At 62.4% G+C, this 25,868-nt stretch carries 23 protein-coding genes; 10 read left to right on the top strand and 13 right to left on the bottom strand.

The features are described from left to right. Positions 1–202 precede the first annotated feature (202 nt). From J3P91_RS06375 to J3P91_RS06365, 3 genes are read right to left on the bottom strand one after another with little or no spacing between them, the layout of a single operon-like run. A complete protein-coding gene (locus tag J3P91_RS06375) occupies positions 203–820 on the bottom strand; it encodes a TPM domain-containing protein (RefSeq protein ID WP_434569522.1) in 618 nt (205 codons plus the stop codon). Between the two features lie 27 nt (positions 821–847). Next, on the bottom strand, positions 848–1,597 hold the full coding sequence (locus J3P91_RS06370; RefSeq protein WP_434603028.1) for a TPM domain-containing protein: 750 nt from the start codon (positions 1,595–1,597) through the stop codon (positions 848–850). A gap of 43 nt (positions 1,598–1,640) precedes the next feature. Then, positions 1,641–2,249, bottom strand: coding sequence for a LemA family protein (locus J3P91_RS06365; protein WP_434603027.1), 609 nt, complete (start codon positions 2,247–2,249; stop codon positions 1,641–1,643). 260 nt (positions 2,250–2,509) lie between these two features. Between J3P91_RS06365 and bglX the strand changes: the two genes are divergently transcribed. Then, entirely contained in the window at positions 2,510–4,801 is a 2,292-nt protein-coding gene (gene bglX / locus J3P91_RS06360; protein ID WP_434603026.1) for a beta-glucosidase BglX, read from the top strand. Between the two features lie 131 nt (positions 4,802–4,932). On the opposite strand, the gene J3P91_RS06355 is transcribed toward bglX, so the two are convergent. The 5 genes from J3P91_RS06355 to J3P91_RS06335 all read right to left on the bottom strand — a co-directional run bounded on the left by J3P91_RS06355 (position 4,933) and on the right by J3P91_RS06335 (position 9,250). Continuing rightward, positions 4,933–6,090: a phospholipase D-like domain-containing protein gene (locus J3P91_RS06355; protein WP_434603025.1), complete on the bottom strand. Its 1,158-nt coding sequence runs from the start codon at positions 6,088–6,090 to the stop codon at positions 4,933–4,935. A gap of 1 nt (position 6,091) precedes the next feature. Further along, positions 6,092–6,682 carry a YceI family protein gene (locus J3P91_RS06350; protein ID WP_434603024.1) on the bottom strand — a complete coding sequence of 197 codons (591 nt, stop codon included), beginning with the start codon at positions 6,680–6,682 and terminating at the stop codon, positions 6,092–6,094. Between the two features lie 117 nt (positions 6,683–6,799). Continuing rightward, positions 6,800–7,111, bottom strand: coding sequence for an amidase (locus J3P91_RS06345; protein ID WP_434603023.1), 312 nt, complete (start codon positions 7,109–7,111; stop codon positions 6,800–6,802). Beyond that, a complete protein-coding gene (locus J3P91_RS06340; RefSeq protein ID WP_434603022.1) occupies positions 7,108–8,202 on the bottom strand; it encodes a serine hydrolase domain-containing protein in 1,095 nt (364 codons plus the stop codon). Before J3P91_RS06340 ends, J3P91_RS06345 begins: the two co-directional genes overlap by 4 nt. Positions 8,203–8,365: 163 nt before the next feature. Next, the gene (locus J3P91_RS06335) at positions 8,366–9,250 is read right to left on the bottom strand and encodes an acyl-CoA dehydrogenase (protein WP_434603021.1); all 885 of its coding nucleotides are present in this window, start codon (positions 9,248–9,250) and stop codon (positions 8,366–8,368) included. Between the two features lie 152 nt (positions 9,251–9,402). Here J3P91_RS06335 and olsB point away from each other — a divergent pair, with 152 nt between their 5' ends. Together olsB and J3P91_RS06325 are read left to right on the top strand one after the other, a co-directional pair. Beyond that, a complete protein-coding gene (olsB, locus tag J3P91_RS06330; RefSeq protein ID WP_305496260.1) occupies positions 9,403–10,158 on the top strand; it encodes an L-ornithine N(alpha)-acyltransferase in 756 nt (251 codons plus the stop codon). Further along, positions 10,158–10,952, top strand: a complete 795-nt coding sequence (locus tag J3P91_RS06325; RefSeq protein WP_434569530.1) for a lysophospholipid acyltransferase family protein — start codon at positions 10,158–10,160, stop codon at positions 10,950–10,952. Before olsB ends, J3P91_RS06325 begins: the two co-directional genes overlap by 1 nt. A 117-nt stretch (positions 10,953–11,069) precedes the next feature. Here the strand turns inward: J3P91_RS06325 and J3P91_RS06320 are convergent, their stop codons facing one another. Beyond that, positions 11,070–11,654 carry an ACP phosphodiesterase gene (locus J3P91_RS06320; protein WP_434603020.1) on the bottom strand — a complete coding sequence of 195 codons (585 nt, stop codon included), beginning with the start codon at positions 11,652–11,654 and terminating at the stop codon, positions 11,070–11,072. Positions 11,655–11,806: 152 nt separating this feature from the next. Between J3P91_RS06320 and J3P91_RS06315 the strand changes: the two genes are divergently transcribed. Genes J3P91_RS06315 through J3P91_RS06305 form a run of 3 tightly spaced genes read left to right on the top strand, consistent with a single transcriptional unit; the run spans position 11,807 to position 14,375 of the window. Further along, the gene (locus tag J3P91_RS06315; RefSeq protein ID WP_014336977.1) at positions 11,807–12,109 is read left to right on the top strand and encodes an ArsR/SmtB family transcription factor; all 303 of its coding nucleotides are present in this window, start codon (positions 11,807–11,809) and stop codon (positions 12,107–12,109) included. A gap of 17 nt (positions 12,110–12,126) precedes the next feature. Continuing rightward, positions 12,127–13,293, top strand: coding sequence for an MFS transporter (locus J3P91_RS06310; RefSeq protein ID WP_434603019.1), 1,167 nt, complete (start codon positions 12,127–12,129; stop codon positions 13,291–13,293). A gap of 32 nt (positions 13,294–13,325) precedes the next feature. Continuing rightward, positions 13,326–14,375: an alkene reductase gene (locus J3P91_RS06305; protein ID WP_434603018.1), complete on the top strand. Its 1,050-nt coding sequence runs from the start codon at positions 13,326–13,328 to the stop codon at positions 14,373–14,375. 243 nt (positions 14,376–14,618) lie between these two features. Here the strand turns inward: J3P91_RS06305 and J3P91_RS06300 are convergent, their stop codons facing one another. Beyond that, positions 14,619–15,251, bottom strand: a complete 633-nt coding sequence (locus J3P91_RS06300) for a TetR family transcriptional regulator (RefSeq protein ID WP_305496265.1) — start codon at positions 15,249–15,251, stop codon at positions 14,619–14,621. A gap of 265 nt (positions 15,252–15,516) precedes the next feature. Between J3P91_RS06300 and J3P91_RS06295 the strand changes: the two genes are divergently transcribed. The 4 genes from J3P91_RS06295 to J3P91_RS06280 all read left to right on the top strand — a co-directional run bounded on the left by J3P91_RS06295 (position 15,517) and on the right by J3P91_RS06280 (position 23,012). Next, on the top strand, positions 15,517–16,674 hold the full coding sequence (locus J3P91_RS06295; protein WP_434603017.1) for an efflux RND transporter periplasmic adaptor subunit: 1,158 nt from the start codon (positions 15,517–15,519) through the stop codon (positions 16,672–16,674). 3 nt (positions 16,675–16,677) lie between these two features. Further along, positions 16,678–19,842: an efflux RND transporter permease subunit EmhB gene (emhB, locus tag J3P91_RS06290; protein ID WP_434569535.1), complete on the top strand. Its 3,165-nt coding sequence runs from the start codon at positions 16,678–16,680 to the stop codon at positions 19,840–19,842. Next, positions 19,839–21,296, top strand: coding sequence for an AdeC/AdeK/OprM family multidrug efflux complex outer membrane factor (gene adeC / locus J3P91_RS06285; RefSeq protein WP_434569536.1), 1,458 nt, complete (start codon positions 19,839–19,841; stop codon positions 21,294–21,296). The genes emhB and adeC overlap by 4 nt, the downstream gene beginning before the upstream one ends. A 462-nt stretch (positions 21,297–21,758) precedes the next feature. Further along, on the top strand, positions 21,759–23,012 hold the full coding sequence (locus tag J3P91_RS06280; RefSeq protein ID WP_434603016.1) for an OprD family porin: 1,254 nt from the start codon (positions 21,759–21,761) through the stop codon (positions 23,010–23,012). A 209-nt stretch (positions 23,013–23,221) separates the two neighbouring features. Here J3P91_RS06280 and pcaC read toward each other — a convergent pair whose 3' ends face one another. Genes pcaC through J3P91_RS06265 form a run of 3 tightly spaced genes read right to left on the bottom strand, consistent with a single transcriptional unit; the run spans position 23,222 to position 25,817 of the window. Further along, positions 23,222–23,614, bottom strand: a complete 393-nt coding sequence (gene pcaC / locus J3P91_RS06275; protein WP_305496270.1) for a 4-carboxymuconolactone decarboxylase — start codon at positions 23,612–23,614, stop codon at positions 23,222–23,224. A gap of 10 nt (positions 23,615–23,624) precedes the next feature. Beyond that, complete coding sequence (gene pcaD, locus J3P91_RS06270; protein WP_434603015.1) at positions 23,625–24,440, bottom strand: 3-oxoadipate enol-lactonase; 816 nt, start codon at positions 24,438–24,440, stop codon at positions 23,625–23,627. Between the two features lie 12 nt (positions 24,441–24,452). Continuing rightward, complete coding sequence (locus tag J3P91_RS06265) at positions 24,453–25,817, bottom strand: 3-carboxy-cis,cis-muconate cycloisomerase (protein WP_434603014.1); 1,365 nt, start codon at positions 25,815–25,817, stop codon at positions 24,453–24,455. Positions 25,818–25,868 lie beyond the last annotated feature (51 nt).

Below are 25,868 nucleotides of genomic sequence, written 5' to 3'. Positions count from 1 at the left end.
GTGCAAAAGCGAGAATCCATCTTCATGGTCAGCCAGGCTTTCGTGGCGAGGGAGCTTGCTCCCGCTCGACTGCGAAGCAGTCGCCTGACTCCAGGCCTGACTCAACCTTCAGACCGATGGGGAGCGCTTCGCGCTCCAGCGGGAGCAAGCTCCCTCGCCACAAAGGCGCTCCCGCCACAACGGTGTCCGGCAGAAAATAGTGTCAGCCGAGCACCACCAACCGATTCGGCAACTCATTGCGCGCATGGGTCACCGGCACATGCGCCTTGAGCAGTTCGCCGCAGGCTTCAATGCACGTCACAAAGCCTTGCAACGTCTGGCCCTGGCGAACCCGCTGGGTAAATGCCGCGACGATCGCCTCCCAATGCTTATTGTCGAGTCGCTTGGAAATGCCCTCGTCCACCAGGATTTCCACATACCGCTCGGCCTCGCAAACAAAAATCAGCATGCCTGTGCCGTCCACCGTATGGTGCAGGTTCTGCTCGAGAAATTGCCGGCGCGCCAGGTTCGACGCTCGCCAGTGACGTACTGAGCGAGGGATCAGGTACGTGGTGATAGCAGGCAGGCGAAACAGCAGGCACAACCCGATGAAACTGCCCCACTGCACCAACAGCAAGCTGTGCGTGGTCAGCCAGCCCGTCAGGTAATGCGCCACGCCGGGCACCACCAAGGCCAGCAAGCTGGCCCAGAGCAGCGGGATGTAGGCATAGTCGTCGGCGCGAGCAGCGAGCACCGTCACCAGTTCGGCATCGGTGTCGCGCTCGACCCGGGCAATGGCCTCGGCCACCTTGCGTTGTTCGTGTTCAGTCAGTAATGCCATGTCAAAAATGCCTGCTCATTATTATGCTCACCAGCCGCCCGACGAACCGCCGCCACCAAAACTGCCACCGCCACCGCTGAAGCCTCCGCCACCGCCGCCGCCGAAACCGCCACCGCCGCTTCTGGGGCTGCCACCGCCGGAACCGCCACTGCTCGGCAGGATACCAAGCACCTGGCAAACGCCTATCGTCAGGATGAACAGCATCGCCAGGAAGATTATCAGCCCCGCATGCCGGTCGATGAAGTCGCCCTCACCCTGCCCTCCCGCGTCATACGCAGGGGCTGGCTCATCCAGCGGACTGCCGCCCAACACCACGAGCATCGCCGCGACGCCGTCGCTGATGCCCTTGTTGAAATTTCCCGTCTTGAATGCCGGAGTGATGACTTGATTGATGATGACCGAGCTCTGGGCATCGGTCAGCCGATCTTCCAGGCCGTACCCCACTTCGATCCGCAGTTTACGGTCATCGCGGGCGACGATCAGCAGCGCGCCGTTGTTTTTATCCTTTTGCCCGATGCCCCAGTGGCGGCCTAGTTGGTAACCGAAGTCTTCGATGCTGGCGCCCTGCAGGTCCGGCAGGGTGACGACAACCACCTGTTCACTGGTGGCCTGCTCATGGGCCTTGAGTTGCGCATCGAGTTGCGTGCGCACCGAGGGCTCCAGCATCTGGGCGGTGTCCACCACCCGCCCGGTCAATGCCGGGAACTTCAATTCGGCCTGGGCCGTAACTGCGAACACCCAGAGCAACAGCACCAGGCCAAACTTCAACGCGCGCATTGGAACCTCATCCGTAGGAATGCCATAGCCTGTGGAACAACGATCAGAATTTCACCTCAGGCGCTTTTTCGGCATTCGGGCTGGTCGCCTCGAAGGTTTCGCGGATCGGCAAGTCGCTGTACATCACGCTGTGCCAAAGACGACCGGGGAACGTGCGGATCTCGGTGTTGTACTTCTGCACCGCCAGGATGAAGTCGCGACGCGCCACGGCAATGCGGTTCTCGGTGCCTTCGAGTTGCGATTGCAAGGCCAGGAAGTTCTGGTTGGCCTTCAGGTCCGGGTAGCGCTCGGACACCACCATCAAGCGGCTCAACGCCCCGCTCAACTGGTCCTGGGCTTGTTGGAACTGCTTGAGTTTTTCCGGATTGTCCAAGGTATTGGCATCGACCTGGATCGAGGTGGCCTTGGCCCGCGCTTCGATGACTGCGGTCAGGGTTTCCTGCTCATGCCGGGCATAACCCTTGACGGTTTCCACCAGGTTAGGGATGAGGTCGGCGCGGCGTTGGTATTGGTTCTGCACCTGGCCCCAGGCCGCCTTGGCCTGCTCGTCCAGCGTCGGGATGTTATTGATGCCGCAACCGGCCAACAGCGTGGTGAACAGCATCAGGGCCAGCATTTGCAGGCCGCGAGGGTGGTTCAGTCGTGGATTCATCGGATCGAGCGCTCCCTTGCATTGCATTAAAAAAACACCGCCACCTATCTTACCGGCGTCTGGGGCATAATCGCCGCCGCACTGGATTGAATCGGGTCGATGGGCTAAAAGATGCCCGGTGCGAAACTTAGTTCATCCCCATGGGTTCGAAAGTGTGCTGCATTTATCCGGATACACCCGAACAACAATAGCCGCTCCTCACATTCAGGCTGACCGGCGTGTCCTGTTCACCGCCCTTTAGGCTTGCGAGAAAATCATTCATGAAGAAGCTGTGTCTGCTGGGCCTGTTTGTCACCCTGGCCACTCAACCTGTATTAGCCGACAACCTGCCAGCCCCCATAGAGAACAAGGACGCTTTCATCAGCAACCTGATGAAGCAAATGACCCTCGAGGAAAAGATCGGCCAACTGCGCCTGATCAGCATCGGCCCGGAAATGCCCCGGGAGATGATTCGCAAGGAAATCGCCGCGGGCAACATCGGTGGTACGTTCAACTCCATCACCCGCGACGAAAACCGTCCGATGCAGGACGCGGCCATGCGCAGCCGGCTGAAGATCCCGATGTTCTTCGCCTATGACGTGATCCATGGCCACCGGACCATTTTCCCGATTCCCCTGGCCCTGGCTTCGAGCTGGGACATGGACGCCATCTACCGCTCCGGCCGTATCGCGGCCAAGGAAGCGGCGGCCGACAGCCTGGACATCACCTTCGCGCCGATGGTGGATATTTCCCGCGACCCGCGCTGGGGCCGCACCTCCGAAGGTTTCGGCGAGGACACTTACCTGGTGTCGCGCATTGCCGGGGTGATGGTCAAGGCATTCCAGGGCAGCGGCGCCAACGCCGCCGACAGCATCATGGCCAGCGTCAAGCACTTCGCCCTGTATGGCGCGGTGGAAGGCGGCCGGGACTACAACACCGTGGACATGAGCCCGGTGAAAATGTACCAGGACTACCTGCCGCCCTATCGCGCCGCTATCGACGCCGGTGCAGGCGGGGTGATGGTCGCGCTGAACTCCATCAACGGCGTGCCGGCCACCGCCAACACCTGGCTGATGCACGACCTGTTGCGCAAGGAATGGGGCTTCAAGGGCCTGGCCGTCAGCGACCACGGGGCGATTTTCGAGTTGATCAAGCATGGCGTCGCCCGGGACGGTCGCGAAGCGGCCAAACTGGCGATCAAGGCCGGCATCGACATGAGCATGAACGACTCGCTCTATGGCAAAGAGCTGCCAGGGCTGCTCAAGGCTGGCGAAATCGAGCAGAGCGACCTTGATAACGCGGTGCGTGAAGTGCTGGCCGCCAAGTACGACATGGGCCTGTTCAAGGACCCGTACCTGCGCATCGGCAAGGCCGAGGATGACCCGGCCGACGTCTATGCCGACAGCCGCATGCATCGCGCCGATGCCCGTGACGTGGCGCGCCGCAGCCTGGTCCTGCTGGAAAACCGCAACCAGACCCTGCCCTTGAAGAAGACCGCGAAGATCGCCCTGGTCGGTCCGCTGGCCAAGGCGCCGATCGACATGATGGGCAGTTGGGCCGCCGCCGGTCGCCCGGCCATGTCGGTCACCGTGTACGACGGCATGGCCCGTGCGCTGGGCGGCGAGTCGAAGCTGATCTACGCCCGTGGCGCCAACATCACCGGCGACAAGAAGGTGCTCGACTACCTCAACTTCCTCAATTTCGACGCACCGGAAGTGGTGGATGACCCGCGCCCGGCCCAGGTGCTGATCGATGAAGCGGTGAAAGCCGCCAAGGAAGCCGACGTGGTCGTGGCCGCCGTGGGCGAGTCCCGTGGCATGTCCCACGAGTCCTCGAGCCGCACCGAGTTGAACATCCCGGCCAGCCAGCGCGAGCTGATCAAAGCCCTGAAAGCCACCGGCAAACCCTTGGTGCTGGTGCTGATGAACGGCCGTCCGCTGTCGCTGCTGGAAGAACAACAGCAAGCCGATGCGATCCTGGAAACCTGGTTCAGCGGCACCGAAGGCGGCAACGCCATTGCTGACGTGCTGTTCGGCGACTACAACCCGTCGGGCAAGCTGCCGATCACCTTCCCACGCTCGGTCGGGCAGATTCCTACCTACTACAATCACCTGAGCATCGGCCGGCCGTTCACGCCGGGCAAGCCGGGCAACTACACCTCGCAATATTTCGACGACACCACCGGCCCGCTCTACCCGTTCGGCTATGGCTTGAGCTACACGACGTTCAACCTGTCGGACATGGCCTTGTCGTCCACCACGCTGAACAAGACCGGCAAGCTCGACGCCAGCATCACCCTGGAAAACACCGGCGAGCGTGACGGTGAAACCGTGGTGCAGCTGTACATCCAGGACGTGACCGGCTCGATCATCCGTCCGGTGAAAGAGCTGAAGAACTTCCGCAAGGTGATGCTCAAGGCCGGCGAGAAGAAAGTCATCCACTTCACCATCACCGAAGACGACCTGAAGTTCTTCAACGCCCAGCTCAAGTACGCCGCTGAACCGGGCAAGTTCAACGTGCAGATCGGCCTGGATTCCCAGGACGTGAAGCAGCAGAGTTTCGAGTTGCTCTGAGCCAGCCGCACAATAACAACCCTGTGGGAGCGAGCTTGCTCGCGATGAGGCCCTGTCAGTTAATGCATCATCGACAGTCAGGCCGCAATCGCGAGCAAGCTCGCTCCCACATTGGTTTTGCGGTGGGCTGGTTACCCCCGTCGATCCAGCAGATTCACCACCAGCCGGTCCACCCATCCCCACAACCGTTGCTTGACGCGCTTCCACAGCGGCCGACGCTGCCAGGCGTCGAGACTCACTTGCAGGCTTTGGTCGAAATCGCGCTCAAAACTGGCCGCCACGGCCTTGCTCAGTCCTGAGTCCAGTGCTTCCAGATTGGCCTCCAGGTTGAAGCGCAGGTTCCAGTGATCGAAATTGCACGAGCCGATGCTGACCCAATCGTCCACCAGCACCATTTTCAAATGCAGGAAACATGGCTGGTACTCATAGATCTTCACACCGGCCTTGAGCAGGCGCGGGTAATAACGGTGGCCGGCGTAGCGCACGGAGGGGTGATCGGTGCGCGGGCCGGTCAGCAGCAGACACACATCGACGCCCCGAGCGGCGGCCTTGCGCAAGGAGCGACGCACGTTCCAGGTCGGCAGGAAATACGGCGTGGCCATCCAGATACGTTTCTGGCCGCTGTTTAACGCCCGGGACAGTGATTGCAGAATGTCGCGGTGTTGGCGGGCGTCGGCATAGGCCACCCGGCCCATACCCTCGCCCACCGGCGGAACACGGGGCAAGCGCGGCAAGCCGAAATTGGAAGCCGGTTTCCAGGCCCGACGATGGCGGTTGGCGAGCCACTGGCGGTCGAACAGAAGCTGCCAGTCGAGCACCAGCGGGCCGACGATTTCCACCATCACCTCGTGCCAGTCGCTTTGGTCTTCCAAAGGGTTCCAGAATTCGTCGGTGACCCCGGTGCCGCCGACCACCGCCAGGCGCTGATCGACCAGCAGCAGCTTGCGATGGTCGCGGTAAAGATTGCGCACCCAGCGACGCCAGCTCAGGCGATTGTAGAACCGCAGCTCCACACCTGCCTCGACCAGGCGATTGCGCAGGCCCAGGGTAAACGCCAGGCTGCCGTAGTCGTCGAACAGGCAGCGCACGCGAACACCCCGCTCGGCGGCCTGGACAAGCGCCTGGACCATCGCCTCGGCGCAAGCGCCCGCCTCCACCAGATACAGCTCCAGTTCCACCTGCTCCTGGGCGCGGGCGATTTCCACCAGCATGCGCGGAAAGAACTGCGGACCGTCGATCAGCAACTCGAAGCGATTGCCTTCGCGCCAAGGGAATACCGGACCGCTCATGTCAGCGCGCCGTGAAGATCAGCACCGCATTCACCGGCACCGACAGGCTGATAGTCGACAATCCGGCCAGTGCGCGCAGCTTTTCCAGGCCCGGCGCCAGGCCGAAATCCGCCGCGTTGAGCACCACCGGCTCCAGGGTCACGACCTGGAAACGTCGCTCATCCAGGCGCGTCGCCAGCAGTTGCACGTTGTATTCGTGCTGCTTGCCATGCAGGTCCACCGTTACCGGCAGGCGCAGCTCCAACTGTGCGCCGTTGGCCAGGTCCTGGATCGGCATCAAGTCAAGCTGCGCGGTGATGGTGGCTTCGGCAAACTGCTTGATCTCGAACAGCTCGGCGCGCATGCGTTCGTCCCGCAGCGGGACGCCGCTGTTAATAGACTCCAGCTCGACCTCCAGCCGCGCCAGGCCCTTGGGCTGGACCTGGCCATGAAGCACCAGAAAGCGCTGGACCTCGGACACATTGCCGTTTTTGCTGCTGATAAACGAAAGCCGCGACGATTCGCCGTCCAGGTACCAATCGGCCTGGGCCGGCAATGCGGCGCAGGCCAGCAGCAACGTGATGACAGCGTGGGGGAGGAACCGCTTGAACATACAGACTCGGAGGGCAGAGAAACCTGTGGCGAACCTTAACCGGGACGAGGGCGATTGCAAACTGTCGGTTTCGACAACTGCCTTGGCTCGCCACAAAGGCAATCCTTGAATCAGCATTCAGGGTTCCAACCGGCACCCCTGCCGCTCGCCGATCCAGCGCGCACTGTGGCTACGCCCCAACCCGCTGACGGTGACGCGTCTGGCTTCAACGGTCTCGAAAAAATCGCTGACGGGAACCGACTGCTTCACGTAGCCCCGGCAATACTCGGCTGGCTGCCGCATCACATAGCGGCACGAGCAATACTCCTTGGCGGTGTACGCGCTGATAATGCCGGGAAAGGCCTGCAGGGCCACCCGTTCCAGCCAGACCCAACCGAACAGGGCAATGAGCAGCACCGACGCCAGGCTGAGCAACACGTTGCGTCTCATGGTCGTACCGCCCCGGCGAAGGCCGCCATGGCGCGCTTGAGCAATTCGTTGTGGCGGTAGCTGCCGTCGCGGTCATCGCCGTAGCGCACGATCACTAGCCTGGCGCTGGGAATGATATACAGCGCCTGGCCCCAGTGACCGAGCGCGGCAAACGTATCCGGCGGTGCGTCAGGCCATGGGCGGAGGGTGGCGTCGGCACCGCGATTGAGCCACCAATGCCCGCCAGGCACGGCTTCGTCCTGGCCCGCCTGGAAACCGGCGAAAGGCTCGCGATTGAATGCTATCCAGTCTTTCGGCACCAGTTGCCGGTCGCCCCAGCGGCCATCGCGCTGCATCAACAAGCCGACACGCGCCAGGTCCTGCGCCGTCAGGTAGGCATAGGACGATCCGACAAACGTGCCGCTGGCGTCGGTTTCCCAGGTCGCGTGGCGGATGCCCAGCGGTTCGAACAGGGCCGTCCAGGGGTAATCGGCATAGCGCGCCGGGCCGACGATGGTTTTCAGCGCCGCCGCCAGCAGGTTGCTGTCGCCACTGGAGTAACGGAACACTTGCCCGGGCGGGCCGAAGCTTGTGTGCGCGGCAGTGAACGCCGCCATGTCGTGGCGCCCCCGCGTGTAGAGCATCGCCACGACCGAGGAATTGAGTGGCGCGTATTCGTAGTCTTCCTGCCAGTCCAGGCCGGAAGTCCAATGAAACAGATCGGCCAGGGTCATGTCCGGGTGTCGCTGCAGCGGCGGGTAGTACTTGGCAGCAAGATCATCCAGGGCAAACAGCCTTTCGCCGTAGGCCACGCCGAAGATTGTCGCCAGCAGGCTTTTACTGATGGACCAGGTCAGGTGCGGAGTCTGGGCGGTCGTGGGTCCGGCGTAGCGTTCATAGACCAGTCGGCCGTCCTGGATGATCAGGAGCGCGTCGGTGCGGATGCCCTCGCGGGTGCTGTCATCCCTTTGGGTAAAGGCGTATTGCTCCAGCGCTTCGAGGGCCGGCCCAGTGGGCGTCGGGCCGGTTGGCCATTGTTCTGACGGCCACTCTTCAGCGCGGGCTGTGAGGGTCAACAGCAACAGCGGGAGCAACAGCCAGCGTCTGGACATGCGTGGGGCTCGCAGGATTTAACCTGCAGAGCCTAGCCGGGCTTGATGACAGTTTGAGTTGATGGGGTCTGGGAGGACGCCATCGCGAGCAAGCTCGCTCCCACATGGGTCTCATGTGCGACACAGACCCATGTGGGAGCGAGCTTGCTCGCGAGGAGGCCCGTCAAGCCAATAAAGATTCCAACGCCTTGGCCAACCGCTTGGCCCGCGCGCCCGCCGCGATGTCCATGACTCCTTTGTCGCGCCCCCACATTTCTCGCCACGACGCCGGCCCAGCAGCCAGTGCCTCATTCAATTCGGCATCAAGCCCCTTGAACTGCGCGAACAGCCCACCCAGCAGCACATGCCCGGCCGCACTGGACGGATTTTGCCGACTCACCTCCGCGCACCCCGCCAGCAACGCCAGCAGACGCAGTTGCAAGGCCTGCGGCCAATCGCACTCCTGGCCCACACCATAGAGCCAGGCAGCCATTGCACTGAGCACATAAAGGTCTTCCAGGGTACGGAACGGTTTGACGTAGGCATCCCAGCCGTCACCCGGCAGCACTTCGCACAACGCGCCATCGAGCAATACCCGAGCATGGCCGATGTCCGGCATCAAGGGGATGGCGGGGAGTTTTTCCAGGTTCACTCCAGGTTCTCCGCCATAGACCACCACCAGCTTCAGCCGCGGTGCTTCGCCGGCCGCTTCGCTTCGGGCCTCGATCAGCAGCCATTCGGCGGCATCGCCTGCGGTGACGAAATCCTTGCGTCCATTCACCCGCAAGTCGCTGAGACGGGTCTGCATATCCGCCGGGCGCAGGCTGCGCTGCTCGGTGGCGCACAAGGCGCCGAGGCTCTGCGGCGCGCTTGGCCAGAGCGCCCGCAGGGCCGCCTGGTAGCCCACCAGGAACGCCAGCCCCGGCGTGGCCATCAACCTCGCGCCGGCCACGGCCAGCTCGAATGGCGTGACCGGCCCCAGCCGTTGCAACAAGCCCGCGTGACCTTCCGCCAGATCCATGAAGGCAGGCAACCGCTCGCCGCGTTCGATCAGGGTTTGCCAAGGCATGGGGGTTCCTCGTGGGCTGTCATATAAGCATCACCAAAGCTTCATGGCGATGACACCGGGGCTACATAGCCTGACTTTGCACAACATGGCTGCATAAAGAAAGTCGATTGGCTCACCCCAAGACGGGTGTAAAGCCCGCACGGAGATTCGCTATGACTCAGATCGCCCGCATCAGCGACACCGGCAATGAACGCCGCCTGCAAGCCGAACGCCTGATTGGCGCCAAGGCCTTGCAAGAAGCACAGGCCCTGCGCTTCAACGTCTTCAGCGGCGAATTCAACGCCAAGCTCAAGGGCGCGGAACTGGGTCTGGACATGGATGACTATGATGTTCACTGCGCCCACATCGGCGTACGCGACCTGAACACCGGCCGCCTCGTGGCGACCACCCGCTTGCTCGACCACCAGGCCGCCAGCAGTCTGGGCCGGTTCTACAGCGAAGAAGAATTCAGCCTGCACGGGCTGGTCCATCTCCAGGGTCCGATCCTGGAAATCGGCCGCACCTGCGTCGACCCGGCCTACCGCAACGGCGGCACCATCGCGGTGCTCTGGGGCGAACTGGCCGAAGTCCTCAATGAAGGCGGCTACAGCTACCTGATGGGTTGCGCGAGCATTCCGATGCAAGACGGCGGCATCCAGGCCCAGGCGATCATGCAACGCCTGCGCGAACGCTACCTGTGCACCGAACACCTGCAAGCCGTGCCGAAAAAACCCTTGCCGGCACTCGACGTTCCGTCCAACGTCATCGCCGAGATGCCACCGCTGCTCAAGGCGTACATGCGCCTGGGCGCGAAGATTTGCGGCGAGCCGTGCTGGGACGAGGATTTCCAGGTCGCCGACGTGTTCATCCTGCTCAAGCGCGACGAACTCTGCCCGCGTTATGCCCGTCACTTCAAGGCGGCGGTGTGATGAGCCGGCTGCGGGTGTACGCGCGAATCGCGCGCGTGTTGCTGGTCGTAGCGCTGGGCCTGGCCATGGCCAGTGTGTTCGGGCTGCTGGAACGCCTGGGGCTGGCCCATTCGATGGTGCGCCGCCAGCGCTGGTCGCGGTTTTTCATGGCGCGACTGAGCAATGCCCTGCCCTTTCGCGTCACCGTTCATGGACACCTGCCAAAACAGCCGATGCTGTGGGTCAGCAACCATGTGTCCTGGACCGACATTCCGCTGCTGGGCATGCTCACGCCGCTGTCGTTCCTGTCCAAGGCCGAAGTGCGCACCTGGCCGGTGGCTGGATGGCTGGCCGCCAAGGCCGGCAGCCTGTTCATCCGGCGCGGCTCGGGCGACAGCCAGTTGATTCGCAAACAGATGAGCCGCCATCTGGAGCAAGCGCATCCGCTGCTCATGTTCCCTGAGGGTACGACCACCGACGGACGTTCGCTGCGCACGTTCCATGGTCGCCTGCTGTCGGCGGCCATCGATGCCGATGTGGCCTTGCAACCGGTGGCGATCCGTTACCTGCGTAACGGCGAACCCGACTTGCTGGCTCCCTTCATTGGCGATGATGACCTGCTGTCACATCTGATGCGCCTGTTTGCCAATGACCTGGGCGACGTGGAAATCCACTTGCTGGAGCCCATTGCCTGCCACGGCCAGGAACGCGCGGCCCTGGCATTCCAGGCGCAACAGGCGGTGCACAAGGCGCTGTTCGGAACGATTCCAGAGAAACAGCAAGCGCCGGTACGGCCTGCGGCGATTGCGGCTTGATCCGAAGCCTCTGAACTCCCACCCTGTGGGAGCGAGCCTGCTCGCGAAGACGGTGTGTCAGCCAATATTTTTATCGACTGATGCACTGTCTTCGCGAGCAGGCTCGCTCCCACAATATCAATTTTGCGGTGTGATCTGATTCTGCGCAAAATCCTGCAACTGCGGATAGAACAACCGAAAATCCTCGCTCAACGGCTCATACAGCCTGACCAACTCCGCCATCGCCCCCGCCAGTTCCTCGGGCCGCGACAGGCGCCGGGAAATACCGCGCAGCACCTGCCCGAGCACGTCGAATTCCTTATAGGAACCCAACCAGTCATCCGCCGCCATGAACGGCGCGATCTGCGCCAGGCGCCCGGGCAGTTGCGCTTCGGCGGCGAGCACCTGGTAGACCCGGGAAGTGAAATCCAGCAGCGGCCCTTCGCCGTACTGCGCCCAGTCGCGGGCCAGGCAATGGTCGAAAAACACATCCAGCACGATCCCGGCATAACGCCGGCGGACCGTGGAGAAGCGCGACAAGGCGATATCCACCAACGGATGGCGATCGGTGTACATGTCGATGCGTCGATGCAGGGCGATCGCCGCTTCGATCTGCGGAGTGAATTGCCCCTGCAGCGGCCCTTTGACGAAATCGCCGTAGAGGCTGCCGAGCAGTTGTTCCCGGCCAGGGCCGCCGAGGTGCAGGTGTGCGAGATAGTTCATGGCGGGCAGCTTACCATCGCCGCGCTTATATCGTTATAACCCGATATAGCGATTTGTTCGCTCATCAGATCAAATACATATTGGTATATCGCGAAGCAACGATTTAAGGTTCGCCTCATCGCGATATAGCGTTATTCATAAGAGCTGCCCCAATGACCCTCGACCTCGACGAAATAATAAAAGCCCTGGCGCACCCAGTACGGCGAGACATCCTCAACTGGCTCAAGGACCCCAAGGTCCAGTTCCCCGAACAGTTGCACAACCATGAATTCGGTATTTGCGCCGGCCAGATCGATCAGCGCTGCGGCCTTTCGCAGTCCACGGTATCGGCGCATCTGGCGGTGTTGCAGCGGGCGGGGTTGATCACCAGCCAGAAGGTCGGTCAATGGCACTTCTTCAAACGCAACGAGGACGTGATCCAGCAATTCCTCAAGCAAATGAGCCAAGAGCTCTGACCTGACAAGGATTCGAAATGCCCCTTTCACTCTTGATCCTGGCGCTTAGCGCCTTCGCCATCGGCACGACGGAATTCGTCATCATGGGCCTGTTGCCCGATGTGGCGGCGGACCTCGGCGTATCGATTCCCGGTGCCGGCTGGCTGGTGACCGGCTATGCGCTGGGCGTGGCCATCGGTGCGCCGTTCATGGCAATGGCCACCGCGCGGCTGCCGCGCAAGGCTGCGCTGGTGGCGCTGATGGGGATCTTCATAGTCGGCAACCTGCTCTGCGCCGTCGCCAGCGACTACAACGTACTGATGTTCGCCCGGGTCGTCACTGCCCTGTGTCACGGTGCGTTCTTCGGCATCGGCTCGGTGGTGGCGGCCGGCCTGGTGGCGCCGAACAAGCGCGCTTCGGCCGTGGCCCTGATGTTCACCGGCCTGACCCTGGCCAACGTGCTCGGCGTACCGCTGGGCACCGCACTGGGCCAACAGGCCGGCTGGCGCTCGACCTTCTGGGCCGTGACGGTCATCAGTGTGATCGCCCTGATCGGTCTGATCCGCTTCCTGCCGGCCAAGCGCGACGAGGAAAAACTCGACATGCGTGCCGAGCTGGTGGCGCTCAAGGGCGCAGGCCTGTGGCTGTCGCTGAGCATGACCGCGTTGTTCTCCGCCTCGGTGTTCACGCTGTTCACCTACGTCGCCCCTCTGCTCGGCGAAGTCACCGGCGTTTCGCCCCGTGGCGTGACCTGGACCCTGGTCCTGATCGGCCTCGGCCTGACGCTTGGCAACATCATCGGCGGCAAGCTGGCGGACAAGAGCCTGGCGAACACGCTGATGGGCGTCTTTTTGACCATGGCGCTGGTGTCCACGGTATTGAGCTGGACCAGCGTGGCGCTGATCCCGACTGAAATCACCCTGTTCCTCTGGGCCACCGCCTGCTTTGCCGCCGTGCCGGCCCTGCAAGTCAACGTGGTGACCTTCGGCAAAGCCGCGCCAAACCTGGTGTCCACCCTGAACATCGGTGCCTTCAACATTGGCAATGCCTTGGGTGCCTGGGTCGGCGGCAGTGTCATCGACCATGGCCTGGGCCTGACAGCCGTGCCCCTGGCCGCCGGCGCGCTGGCCGTGCTGGCACTGCTGGTAACCCTGATCACTTTTCGCCAGGGCGGCAATGCCGACCTGGCCCCTGCCACTCACTGACTTTTAACCCTTCACTTGCGAGGTTGCATTTCATGGCGACAATTTTCGACCCCATCAAACTCGGCGACATCGAGCTGAAAAACCGCATCATCATGGCCCCGCTCACCCGCTGCCGCGCTGACGCAGGCCGAGTACCCAACGCGCTGATGGCCGAGTATTACGTGCAACGCGCCTCCGCCGGGCTGATCCTCAGCGAAGCCACTTCGGTGACGCCGATGGGCGTGGGCTACCCCGATACCCCAGGCATCTGGTCCAACGACCAGGTACGCGGCTGGGCCAACGTGACCAAAGCCATCCACGGCGCCGGCGGCAAGATTTTCCTACAGCTCTGGCACGTCGGCCGGATTTCCCACCCGTCCTACCTGGACGGCGAGCTTCCGGTGGCTCCGAGCGCCATCCAGCCCAAGGGGCATGTGAGCCTGGTACGTCCGCTGGCCGACTACCCGACGCCGCGCGCATTGGAAACCGCGGAAATCGCCGACATCGTCGATGCCTACCGTGTGGGTGCCGAAAACGCCAAGGCCGCCGGGTTTGATGGCGTGGAAATTCATGGCGCCAACGGCTACCTGCTCGACCAGTTCCTGCAAAGCAGCACCAACCAGCGCACCGACAACTACGGCGGCTCCCTGGAGAACCGTGCGCGCCTGTTGCTGGAAGTGACTGACGCGGCGATCGAAGTCTGGGGCCCCGGCCGCGTGGGCGTGCACCTGGCACCGCGCGCCGATTCCCATGACATGGGCGACGAAAACCGCCTGGAAACCTTCAGCTATGTGGCCCGCGAACTGGGCAAGCGTGGCATCGCCTTCATCTGCTCGCGCGAGAAAGAAGGCGCGGACAGCATCGGCCCACAACTGAAGCAAGCGTTCGGCGGCCCTTACATCGCCAACGAGCGTTTCACCAAAGAAAGTGCCAATGCCTGGCTGGCGGAAGGCAAGGCTGACGCCGTGGCGTTTGGCGTGCCGTTCATTGCCAACCCGGACCTGCCGGCACGCTTGAAAGCCGATGCACCGCTGAACGAACCTCACCCGGAAACCTTCTATGGCAAGGGACCGGTGGGTTATATCGATTATCCCGCGCTGTAAACCGGCGCCGTGTAAGCAAAAGCCCCGACTCGAAAGAGCCGGGGCTTTTTTGTTTGCAAGCGGCGGATGTTAACGATCTGTCATCCGATCCCAACAAATTTCCTACAAATTAGCCGCTTTTGGACCTGTCATCGCGGCAACCATGCGTATATAAAAGCAGCCTTGATTCATACGACACCGCCCGGGAGACGGCGGCAACGTCCTACGCCATTGACATAACCGGTCGCAATTGCACACTTTGTTTCATTTGCGCAGGTTAGGGCTCAGGCGCAGCATGTCCAACCCGATATCCACCCAGCGCTCCGCCTCACCGGCCAGGGCGAAGCTGTCCGGCGCCAGCAGCCACTGATACAGGATCCCGTCGATATAGGCATGGATAGCCACCGCAGCCCTCTCGGGATCCAGGTCATCCGGCATCTGCCCACGCTTCATTGCATTGCGCAGGGACAGCGCGATGCGCACGTTACAGTCAAGGCTGACCTCGCGCCGCTGCTGGCGCAAGTCGCACATTTCATCGGTGAATTCGCACTTATGGAACAGAATCTCATTAATGCGGCGGGTTTTCGGGTCCAGGGCCACTTGTTGGAACAACCTCACCAGCAGCTTGCGCACGCACCCCAGCGGGTCGAGTTCCTCCTCGCTTTCGCTGGCGCGGGCCAGCTCATCGAGCGGCTCATGCAAGGTATCGAGCATGGCCTGGAGCAAATCCGCCTTGTTGCTGAAATGCCAGTAGATCGCACCACGCGTCACACCGGCCAGCGTCGCGATGTCGGCCAGCGTGGTTCGCGCCACGCCGCGCTCGAAGAAGGCCTTTTCGGCCGCTTCAAGGATCTGGCTGCGAGTCTCCAGGGCTTCTTCTTTGGTACGACGTACCATGGCAGTAAACACCTCAATCAGGATGCGTAAGCAATGCGTAAGGATCGGTTGGATAACCTATGAAGCAGTGCCTGTCGGAATGCGTCCCCGGACTGCATCGGCCTTTGTCAGGCTTTTGTAAATACGGATGGTACGCAATTTGGCTGTTTACAAACAACCATGTACGTAAGTATATTTCTTAGCAACCTATTAATTGAATAATGCTGATTTTTTAACCTTCCACTTTTCGAGTGCGCCTGTTGCGCGCCTGGACCCGAGGATTTCCATGCAATTCAAGCCAGCTATTACCGCTCTGGTCACTGCCATCGCCCTGGCATCGCTGCTCAGCGGATGCAACAAGGAAGAGGCTGCCCCTGCCCCTCCCCCTCCTCAGGTCGGCGTCGTAACCCTCAAGACTCAGCCTTTTACCCTGACCTCCGAATTGCCGGGCCGCACCAGTGCGTTCCGCGTCGCCGAAGTGCGTCCGCAGGTCAACGGCATTATCCTCAAGCGCCTGTTCAAGGAAGGCGCCGACGTCAAGGCCGGCCAGCAGCTGTACCAGATCGACCCGGCCGTCTATGAAGCGAACCTCAAGAGCGCCGAGGCCAACCTGCGATCCACCAAGTCGATTGCCGATCGCTACAAGCAACTGGTCGACGAGCAGGCCGTCAGCCGCCAGGAGTACGACACCGCCGTGGCCAACCGCCTTGAGTCGGAAGCGAACCTGCAGACGGCCCAGATCAACGTGCGCTACACCAAGGTCTACGCGCCGATTTCCGGTCGCATCGGGCGCTCCTCGGTCACCGAGGGTGCGCTGGTGAGCAATGGCCAGACCGACGCCCTGGCGACCATCCAGCAACTCGATCCGATCTACGTCGACGTGACACAGAGTTCCGTCGAGCTGCTGAACCTGCGCCGGGAGCTGGAAAGTGGTCGCTTGCAAAAGGCTGGCGATAATGCCGCCATGGTCAAGCTGACTCTGGAAGATGGCAGCCAGTACCCTCATGAAGGCAAGCTGGAGTTCTCTGAAGTCTCGGTCGATCAGACCACCGGTTCCGTGACCTTGCGCGCCGTGTTCCCCAACCCTGAGCACACGCTGCTGCCGGGCATGTTTGTCCACGCGCAGCTGCAGGCCGGCGTGAACAGCGCCGCAATCCTGGCGCCGCAGCAAGGCGTGACCCGCGACCTCAAGGGTACGCCGACTGCGATGGTCGTGGGCGCGGACAACAAGGTTGAACTGCGTCAGCTCAAGGCCAGCCGTACCGTCGGCAGCCAGTGGCTGATCGAAGACGGCCTCAAGGCCGGTGATCGCCTGATCACCGAAGGGTTGCAGTACGTACGGCCAGGGGTGGAAGTCAAAGCCACCGAAGCCACCAACGTTGACGCAAAGAACCCGGCCTCCGCTCAGGCAGCTGACAAAGCCGCCGGCGGCAAAGGGGAGTAAACCATGTCGAAATTTTTTATCGACCGTCCGATCTTCGCCTGGGTGATTGCCCTGGTGATCATGCTGGTCGGGGCCCTATCGATCCTCAAGTTGCCGATCAACCAGTACCCGAGCATCGCGCCGCCGGCCATTGCGATCCAGGTGACCTACCCGGGTGCATCCGCACAAACCGTGCAGGACACCGTGGTGCAGGTCATCGAGCAACAGCTCAACGGCATCGACAACCTGCGTTATGTGTCGTCGGAAAGTAACTCCGACGGCAGCATGACCATCACCGCAACCTTCGAGCAAGGCACCAACTCCGATACCGCGCAGGTCCAGGTGCAGAACAAGCTGAACCTGGCCACTCCACTGTTGCCGCAGGAAGTGCAGCAACAGGGCATCCGCGTGACCAAGTCGGTGAGAAACTTCCTGATGGTGATCGGCGTGGTCTCGCGCGATGGCAGCATGACTCGTGAGGACCTGTCCAACTACATCGTGTCGAACATGCAGGACCCGATCTCGCGCACCAAGGGCGTCGGCGACTTCCAGGTCTTCGGTGCCCAGTACGCCATGCGGATCTGGCTCGACCCGGCCAAGTTGAACAAATTCAACCTGACCCCGGTGGATGTGAGCAACGCGGTTTCCGCGCAGAACGTCCAGGTCGCGTCCGGCCAGCTCGGTGGCCTGCCTGCCCTGCCCGGCCAGCAATTGAACGCCACCATCATCGGCAAGACCCGCCTGCAGACCGCCGAGCAGTTCAAGGCGATCCTGCTCAAGGTCAACCCGGACGGCTCGCAAGTGCGCGTCGGCGATGTCGCCGATGTGGCCCTCGGCGGCGAAAACTACAGCATCAACGCTCAGTTCAACGGCGCGCCGGCTTCCGGCCTGGCAGTGCGCCTGGCGACGGGCGCCAACGCCCTCGACACGGCCAAGGCCCTGCGCCAGACCGTCGATGATCTCAAGCCATTCTTCCCGCAAGGCCTGGAGGTGGTGTTCCCCTACGACACCACGCCAGTGGTGAGCGAATCGATCAAGGGCGTGATTGAAACCCTGATCGAAGCGGTCGCGCTGGTGTTCCTGGTGATGTTCCTGTTCCTGCAGAACTTCCGCGCCACCATCATCACCACGATGACGGTGCCGGTGGTACTGCTGGGTACTTTCGGGATCCTCGCCGCGTTCGGTTTCAGCATCAACACCCTGACCATGTTCGGCATGGTGTTGGCCATCGGCTTGCTGGTGGACGATGCCATCGTGGTGGTGGAAAACGTCGAACGGGTGATGAGCGAAGAAGGCCTGTCGCCCAAGGAAGCGACCAAGAAATCCATGGGCCAGATCCAGGGCGCCCTGGTGGGTATCGCCCTGGTGCTGTCGGCGGTACTCCTGCCGATGGCGTTCTTCGGTGGCTCCACCGGCGTGATCTACAAACAGTTCTCCATCACCATCGTCTCGGCCATGGCTCTGTCGGTGCTGGTTGCCCTGATCTTCACCCCGGCCCTGTGCGCCACCATGCTCAAGCCAATCCCCAAGGGCGAGCACGGCACGCCGAAACGCGGTTTCTTCGGCTGGTTCAACCGCAACTTCGACCGTGGCGTCCGCAGCTACGAGCGTGGCGTGGGCAACATGCTCAAGCACAAGGCCCCGTACCTGCTGGCCTACGTGATCATTCTGGTCGGCATGGTCTGGCTGTTCACCCGCATCCCGACCGCGTTCCTGCCGGAAGAAGACCAGGGCGTGCTGTTTGCCCAAGTGCAGACACCGGCCGGCTCCAGTGCCGAGCGCACCCAGGTGGTGGTGGACAAGATGCGTGAGTTCCTGCTGCGTCCGAGCAAGGACGGCGGTGAAGGGGATGGCGTGGCCTCGGTGTTTACCGTGACCGGCTTCAACTTCGCCGGTCGTGGCCAGAGCTCCGGCATGGCGTTCATCATGCTCAAGCCGTGGGAAGAGCGAAACGCCGACAACACCGTATTCAAGATCGCCGGCCGCGCCCAGCAGCACTTCTTCACGTTCCGCGACGCGATGGTGTTTGCCTTTGCTCCGCCCGCGGTGATGGAATTGGGTAACGCCACCGGTTTCGACGTGTTCCTGCAAGACCGCGCCGGCATCGGTCACGAAAAACTGATGGAGGCTCGCAACCAGTTCCTGGGCATGGCTTCGCAGAGCAAGGTCCTGACCCAGGTGCGTCCGAACGGCCTCAACGACGAGCCCCAGTACCAGTTGGACATCGATGACGAGAAGGCCAGTGCACTGGGCATCACCCTTTCGGACATCAACAACACGCTGTCGATTGCCCTCGGCAGTAACTATGTCAATGACTTCATCGACCGTGGTCGGGTGAAACGCGTCTACGTTCAAGGCCGACCGGACGCGCGCATGAGCCCGGAGGACCTGAACAAATGGTACGTGCGCAACAGCGCCGGGACCATGGTGCCGTTCAGCGCCTTCGCCAAGGGCGAGTGGACCTACGGATCGCCGAAACTGGCCCGTTACAACGGCGTGGAAGCGATGGAAGTCCTCGGTGCTCCGGCGCCAGGTTATTCCACGGGTGAAGCGATGGCCGAAGTCGAGGCCATTGCGCAGAAGCTGCCGGCGGGTGTCGGCATCTCCTGGACCGGCCTGTCGTACGAGGAACGCCTGTCGGGTTCCCAGGCGCCGGCTCTGTACGCGCTCTCGCTGCTGATGGTATTCCTCTGCCTGGCGGCGCTGTATGAAAGCTGGTCGATTCCGATCGCGGTCATGCTGGTGGTGCCGCTGGGGATCATCGGTGCCCTGCTGGCCACCAGCCTGCGCGGCCTGTCCAACGACGTGTACTTCCAGGTGGGTCTGTTGACGACCATCGGCCTGGCGGCGAAAAACGCCATCCTGATCGTCGAGTTCGCCAAGGAACTCCATGAACAGGGCCGGACTCTGGTGGAGGCTGCGATCGAAGCCTGCAGGATGCGTCTGCGGCCGATCATCATGACGTCCCTGGCGTTCGTCCTCGGCGTCGTGCCGCTGGCCATCTCCACCGGCGCCGGCTCGGGCAGCCAGCACGCCATCGGTACCGGGGTGATTGGCGGTATGCTCACCGCGACCATCCTGGCAATCTTCTGGGTGCCATTGTTCTTCGTGACGGTGTCGTCAATCGGTCGGCGTAAAAATATCGACCAGGACCACACTCCTGAAACTTCTAAAGAGGCTGGCCAATGAGCAAGTCGCTACTTTCCCTGACCATCGCCGCCGTCGTGCTCAGCGGATGCTCGCTGATTCCCGACTATCAGCGGCCCGAAGCACCGGTCGCGGCGCAGTACCCGCAAGGGCCGGCCTATGAGCCGGCCAAAGCACCCGGCCAGGCCGCCGCCGAGCAGGGCTGGAAACAGTTCTTCCACGACCCGGCACTGCAACAGCTGATCCAGGTCGCCCTGGAAAACAACCGCGACCTGCGCGTCGCGGCGCTGAACATCGACGCCTACGCCGCGCAGTACCGCATCCAGCGCGCCGACCTGTTCCCGGCGGTCTCGGCCACCGGCTCCGGCAACCGCCAGCGGGTGCCGGCACGCGCCTCGCAAACCGGTGAAGCGGCAATCAGCAGCTCCTACTCGGCGACGCTGGGTATCAGCGCCTACGAACTGGACCTGTTCGGTCGCGTCCGCAGCCTGAGCGAGCAAGCGTTGCAAAGCTACTTCGCCACCGAAGAAGCCCGCCGCAGCACCCAGATCAGCCTGGTGGCCAACGTCGCCAACGCTTACCTGACCTGGCAGGCCGACAAGGAACTGCTCAAGTTGACCCAGGATACCCTCGGCACCTATGAGCAAAGCCTGAAGCTGACCTCGCGCAGCGCCGAAGTCGGCGTGGCCTCGGCCCTGGACTTGAGCCAAGCCCGTACGGCGGTGGAAAACGCCCGCGTGCAACTGGCCCGCTACACCCGCCAGGTGGCCCAGGACGAAAACAGCCTGACCCTGTTGCTGGGCACCGGCCTGCCGACCAACCTGCAGACACAACCGCTGAGCGCCGACCTGCTCAGCGAAGTGCCACCCGGCTTGCCCTCGGACCTGCTGCAACGGCGCCCGGACATCCTCCAGGCCGAACGCAACCTGCTCGCCGCCAACGCCAATATCGGCGCCGCGCGGGCCGCGTTCTTCCCAAGCATCAGCCTGACGGCCAATGCCGGCACCCTCAGCCCGGACCTGTCCGGCCTGTTCAAGGGCGGCTCGGGCACCTGGACCTTCGCTCCGCAGATCAACCTGCCGATCTTCAACGCCGGCAGCCTGCGGGCAAGCCTGGATTATGCCAAGATCCAGAAAGACATCAACGTCGCGCAGTATGAGCAGTCGATCCAGACCGCGTTCCAGGAAGTCTCCGACGGCCTGGCCGCGCGCCAGACCTACAACGAACAGTTGCAGGCACAGACCGACTTCGTCGCCGCCAACCAGGACTACTACCGCCTGGCCGAGCGTCGCTACCGCATCGGCGTCGACAGCAACCTGACTTTCCTCGATGCCCAGCGCCAGTTGTTCAGCGCGCAGCAATCGCTGATCACCGATCGCCTTGCGCAACTGACCAGCGAGGTCAATTTGTACAAGGCCCTTGGCGGCGGCTGGAATGCCGAGACGGGCAAACGCGAACCGATCGCGGAGAAAGCGCCGGAGACAAAGTTGTTTTGATTTGATGCGCTGAAACATGAAGCCCACCGAAAGGTGGGCTTTTTGTTTGCGCCTGATTCCCAGCCCAACACAAATTCCAATGTGGGAGCGAGCCTGCTCGCGAAAGTATTGGATCAGCTTGCACTGATATTGAATGTGCCAACGTCTTCGCGAGCAGGCTCGCTCCCACCCGAGTCGTCTGCGCTCGTCAAATCTGCGTACACCGCTCCCACAAGGAATTGCGCTTGTTTTGCCGTTCGATAATCGCCCGAAACCCGCAAATCGCAATTGAACCGATCCCGGGCGGCCCTTCACCATCGCTCGCACAAAACCAATAACAACAGGTTCGACGCCATGCTCCTACGCCCTGCACCGTCCGGCTGATCCTCAGCCACTTTAACCGTCCAGCCCCACCGTACCGCCTGCAACCCAAGGGTTGCGGCAACGACTCGCTTCGTCCACAGAAAAACAAGAGACACGCCCATGAAACCCACACAGCAAGTTTTCCCCAGCCTCATTGCCGTCGCGCTGTCCGGTGTAGCATTGCCAGTGTCGTCAGCGGAATCGGGGTTCGTCGAGGACGCCAAGGCCACGCTGAACCTGCGTAACTTCTACTTCAACCGCAACTTCACCAACGACGCCGCCGCCCAGGGCAAGGCCGAGGAATGGACTCAAAGCTTCATCCTCGACGCCAAGTCCGGTTTCACCCAAGGCACGGTCGGTTTCGGCGTGGACGTGCTCGGCCTGTACTCGGTCAAGCTCGACGGCGGTCGTGGCACCGCCGGCACCCAGTTGCTGCCGGTGCACGACGACGGTCGCCCGGCCGATGACTTCGGCCGTTTGGGCGTGGCCCTCAAGGCCAAGGTTTCGAAGACCGAGCTGAAAGTCGGCGAGTGGATGCCGGTGCTGCCGATCCTGCGTTCCGACGACGGTCGCTCCCTGCCGCAAACCTTCCAGGGCGGCCAGGTCACTTCCACCGAGATCACCGGCCTGAGCCTCTATGGCGGTCAGTTCCGTGGCAACAGCCCGCGCAACGACGCGAGCATGGAAGACATGTCGATGAACGGCCGCGGTGCCTTCACTTCCGACCGTTTCAACTTCGGCGGCGGCGAATACGCCTTCAACGAAAAACGCACCCAGGTCGGTGTCTGGTACGCGGAACTGTCCGACATCTACCAGCAGCAATATTTCAACCTGACCCACAGCCAACCCATGGGCGACTGGACCCTGGGCGCCAACCTGGGCTACTTCACCGGCAAGGAAGATGGCAGCGCCCTGGCGGGCGACCTGGATAACAAGACCGCGTTCGCCATGCTCTCGGCCAAATACGGTGGCAACACCTTCTATGTCGGCCTGCAGAAAGTCGGCGGCGATGATGCCTGGATGCGCGTCAACGGCACCAGCGGCGGCACCCTGGCGAACGACAGCTACAACTCCAGCTATGACAACGCCAAGGAAAAATCCTGGCAGTTGCGCCACGACTTCAACTTCGCCGCCGTCGGCGTGCCGGGCCTGACCCTGATGAACCGCTATATCAGCGGTGACAACGTGCACACCGCCACCGTCGATGACGGTAAGGAATGGGGCCGCGAGACCGAGCTGGCTTATACCGTGCAGAGCGGTGCGCTGAAGAGTCTCAACGTGAAGTGGCGCAACTCGACGATGCGCCGGGACTTCAATACCAATGAGTTCGATGAGAACCGGTTGATTGTCAGCTATCCGATCAGCTTGTTGTAAAAAGCCAAACATGGATGGTGGCTGTACCACCGCCATCGCGAGCAAGCTCGCTCCCACAGGGGATCAGTGCCGAGCAAAAAACTTGTGCTCACCGAAGATCCAATGTGGGAGCGAGCTTGCTCGCGAAGGCGTGGGCACATCCAACATGAGTGCTGGCTGAACCACCGCCTTCGCGAGCAAGCCCGCTCTCACAGGGATGAAGTCATCCCTCAAGTTCGTGATTCGGTGCCCAGTTCATCCCAGACGGATTCGGCCAGGTGGAAGGTGGCATTGGCCGCCGGGATGCCGCAGTAGATGGCGCTCTGCATGATCACTTCCTTGATCTCGCTGCGGCTCACGCCGTTGTTGGCGGCGGCGCGCAGGTGCAGCTTGAGTTCCTCGTTGCGGTTCATGCCGATCAGCATGGCGATGGTGATCAGGCTGCGGGTATGGCGCGGCAAGCCCGGGCGGGTCCAGATGTCGCCCCAGGCGTGGCGAGTGATCATCTCCTGGAATTCGCTGTTGAATTCGGTCAAGGCATTGAGGCTGCGGTCGACGTGGGCATCGCCCAGCACTGCGCGGCGTACTTGCATGCCTTCGTCGTAACGTTGTTTCTCGTCCACTGAAAACTCCTCAGGCGCGGCCAGTATCAAGCAGGAAATCCAGTACCCGCGCGCTGAACGCGGCGCCGGCCTGGACATTGGACAAGTGCGCTGCATGAAACTCGGCGTATTCGGCACCCTCGACCCGCTCTTGGATAAAACGTCCGCCCGCTGGCGGCGTCACGGCATCTTCGGTGCCAGCGATCACCAGCAGTGGCACACGGATCAGCGATAGCTGCTCACGAAAATCGGCGTCGCGTACTGCGGCGCAGTTGGCCGCATAGCCTTGGGGCGAGGTCGCCGCCAGCATGTCGGTAATTTTTTCCGCCTTCGCCGGATGGGCCTTGGCGAAATCCGACGTGAACCAGCGGGCAATCGACGCATCACGCAACGCCACCATCGCCGCCTTGCCATCACGCAGCACGGTTTCGATGCGCGGGTTCCACATCGAAGGGTCGCCAATCTTCGCGGCGGTGTTGCATACCACCAGTTTGTGCAGGCGCTCGCCGGCGTTGATTCCCAGCCATTGCCCGATCAGGCCACCCATCGAAAGGCCGCAGAAATGCACCTTGTCGATGTCCAGCGCATCAAGCATCGCCAGCACGTCGCGGCCCAGCTGTTCGATGCTGTAGGGGCCTTCAGTGACCAGCGACCGGCCGTGACCACGGGTGTCGAAACGCAAGACCCGAAAGTGTTCACTGAACGCCGCGACCTGCTCGTCCCACATATGCAAATCGGTACCCAAAGAGTTGGAGAGCACCAGCACCGGGGCGTCCTGCGGCCTGTCCAATCGCCGCTCATCAAAACAATAGCTCAGATCGCCCTCGGCGAGTTTGACCAATCCCACAACAATCTCCTTTCAGGCATTCAAGGCAAGGTGTTCGGCCACCGCTCGGGCAACCCAGGCCTGGGCTTGTCCGAGGTAGTGAGCCGGATCGAGCAGATGATCAAGCTCGGTCGCGGATAACTGCGCGGTGACCTGGGGTTCGTCCCCCAGCACCTCGCGCAAATGCCGTTGTTCGGCAACCGCGCGCTTGCAGCATTGCTCCAGCAGATGATGCGCGGTGTCGCGACCCACCCGCTGGGCCAGGACGATGCTGACGGCTTCGGCCAGCACCAGCCCTTGGGTCAGTTCCAGGTTGCGGGCCATGCGCGCCGTATCCACTTCCAGCCCTTCGGCCAGCAGTCGCGCCTGTTGCAGCGCGCCGGACACCAGGCAGCAGATGTCCGGCAGGGTTTCCCATTCGGCGTGCCACAGGCCGAGGCTGCGCTCATGTTCCTGGGGCATGGCGCTGAACAGCGTCGACAACAAGCCGGGCACCCGCGTCGCAGCGCCGATCAACACCGCCGCGCCCACCGGGTTGCGCTTGTGAGGCATGGTCGACGAACCGCCCTTGCCCGGTGCCGAAGGTTCGAACGCCTCGCCTGCCTCGGTCTGCATCAACAGGCTGACGTCGCGCCCCAGTTTGCCCAGGCTGCCGGCAATCAAGCCCAGCACCGCGCCGAACTCCACCAAGCGATCGCGCTGGGTGTGCCAAGGCTGCTCCGGCAGGTTCAGTTGCAGCTCGGCGGCCAAGGCTTCGGCCACCGGCAGCGCCTGCTTCCCCAGGGCGGCGAGGGTCCCGGAGGCGCCGCCCAATTGCAGTACCAACAGGCGCGGCTTGAGTTCCCGCAAGCGCTGGCGACTGCGCGTGACGGCCCCCAGCCAGCCGGCGATTTTCATCCCCAGGGTGACCGGCGTGGCGTGTTGCAGCCAGGTGCGCCCGGCCAGCGGCGTGGCGGCGTAACGTTCGGCTTGTCGAGCCAGGGTGACGGCCAGTTGCGCCAGTTCACCTTCGATCAGTCCGAGCGCCTGGCGCAGTTGCAGCACCAAGCCACTGTCCATCACGTCCTGGCTGGTTGCGCCCAAGTGCACGTAGCGTTCGGCCTCGGCGCTCTCGGCAGCGATGCGCTTGCCCAACGCCTTGACCAGCGGGATCGCAGAATTGCCGGCACTGGCAATCGCTTCGCTCAACGCTGAAAAGTCGTACAGCTGGGCGCGACAGGCATTCCCGATCGGCGCCACCGCCTCCTGGGGGATCAGCCCAACCCGCGCCTCGGCCCGGGCCAGCGCCGCCTCAAAGTCGAGCATCGCCTGCACACGCCCCGCATCGCAGAACACTTCGCGCATGTCGCGGGCGGTGAAGTAGGCATCGAACAGCTGATTGCCCGGTCGTTCGCTCATAAACAGTCCTTCGAAAAATGGATGCCTCTATGGCCAGATATCCCCTCGCCA

It is taken from the genome of Pseudomonas sp. Z4-7, from assembly GCF_051131965.1.
GTDB lineage: Bacteria > Pseudomonadota > Gammaproteobacteria > Pseudomonadales > Pseudomonadaceae > Aquipseudomonas.
Note: the sequence above shows the minus strand (reverse complement) of the source record. Positions and strands in the feature narration are given on the sequence as shown.

Excerpts from the sequence above, each read along its gene's own strand:
- J3P91_RS06280 (WP_434603016.1), top strand. The coding sequence starts at position 21,759 with ATGAAACCCACACAGCAAGTTTTCCCCAGCCTCATTGCCGTCGCGCTG.
- J3P91_RS06335 (WP_434603021.1), bottom strand. The coding sequence starts at position 9,250 with ATGCCTTGGCAAACCCTGATCGAACGCGGCGAGCGGTTGCCTGCCTTC.
- J3P91_RS06265 (WP_434603014.1), bottom strand. The coding sequence starts at position 25,817 with ATGAGCGAACGACCGGGCAATCAGCTGTTCGATGCCTACTTCACCGCC.
- emhB (WP_434569535.1), top strand. The coding sequence starts at position 16,678 with ATGTCGAAATTTTTTATCGACCGTCCGATCTTCGCCTGGGTGATTGCC.
- J3P91_RS06375 (WP_434569522.1), bottom strand. The coding sequence starts at position 820 with ATGGCATTACTGACTGAACACGAACAACGCAAGGTGGCCGAGGCCATT.
- J3P91_RS06295 (WP_434603017.1), top strand. The coding sequence starts at position 15,517 with ATGCAATTCAAGCCAGCTATTACCGCTCTGGTCACTGCCATCGCCCTG.
- olsB (WP_305496260.1), top strand. The coding sequence starts at position 9,403 with ATGACTCAGATCGCCCGCATCAGCGACACCGGCAATGAACGCCGCCTG.
- J3P91_RS06300 (WP_305496265.1), bottom strand. The coding sequence starts at position 15,251 with ATGGTACGTCGTACCAAAGAAGAAGCCCTGGAGACTCGCAGCCAGATC.
- J3P91_RS06365 (WP_434603027.1), bottom strand. The coding sequence starts at position 2,249 with ATGAATCCACGACTGAACCACCCTCGCGGCCTGCAAATGCTGGCCCTG.
- bglX (WP_434603026.1), top strand. The coding sequence starts at position 2,510 with ATGAAGAAGCTGTGTCTGCTGGGCCTGTTTGTCACCCTGGCCACTCAA.
- J3P91_RS06310 (WP_434603019.1), top strand. The coding sequence starts at position 12,127 with ATGCCCCTTTCACTCTTGATCCTGGCGCTTAGCGCCTTCGCCATCGGC.
- J3P91_RS06320 (WP_434603020.1), bottom strand. The coding sequence starts at position 11,654 with ATGAACTATCTCGCACACCTGCACCTCGGCGGCCCTGGCCGGGAACAA.
- J3P91_RS06355 (WP_434603025.1), bottom strand. The coding sequence starts at position 6,090 with ATGAGCGGTCCGGTATTCCCTTGGCGCGAAGGCAATCGCTTCGAGTTG.
- J3P91_RS06370 (WP_434603028.1), bottom strand. The coding sequence starts at position 1,597 with ATGCGCGCGTTGAAGTTTGGCCTGGTGCTGTTGCTCTGGGTGTTCGCA.
- J3P91_RS06305 (WP_434603018.1), top strand. The coding sequence starts at position 13,326 with ATGGCGACAATTTTCGACCCCATCAAACTCGGCGACATCGAGCTGAAA.
- adeC (WP_434569536.1), top strand. The coding sequence starts at position 19,839 with ATGAGCAAGTCGCTACTTTCCCTGACCATCGCCGCCGTCGTGCTCAGC.
- J3P91_RS06345 (WP_434603023.1), bottom strand. The coding sequence starts at position 7,111 with ATGAGACGCAACGTGTTGCTCAGCCTGGCGTCGGTGCTGCTCATTGCC.
- J3P91_RS06315 (WP_014336977.1), top strand. The coding sequence starts at position 11,807 with ATGACCCTCGACCTCGACGAAATAATAAAAGCCCTGGCGCACCCAGTA.
- J3P91_RS06340 (WP_434603022.1), bottom strand. The coding sequence starts at position 8,202 with ATGTCCAGACGCTGGCTGTTGCTCCCGCTGTTGCTGTTGACCCTCACA.
- J3P91_RS06325 (WP_434569530.1), top strand. The coding sequence starts at position 10,158 with ATGAGCCGGCTGCGGGTGTACGCGCGAATCGCGCGCGTGTTGCTGGTC.
- J3P91_RS06350 (WP_434603024.1), bottom strand. The coding sequence starts at position 6,682 with ATGTTCAAGCGGTTCCTCCCCCACGCTGTCATCACGTTGCTGCTGGCC.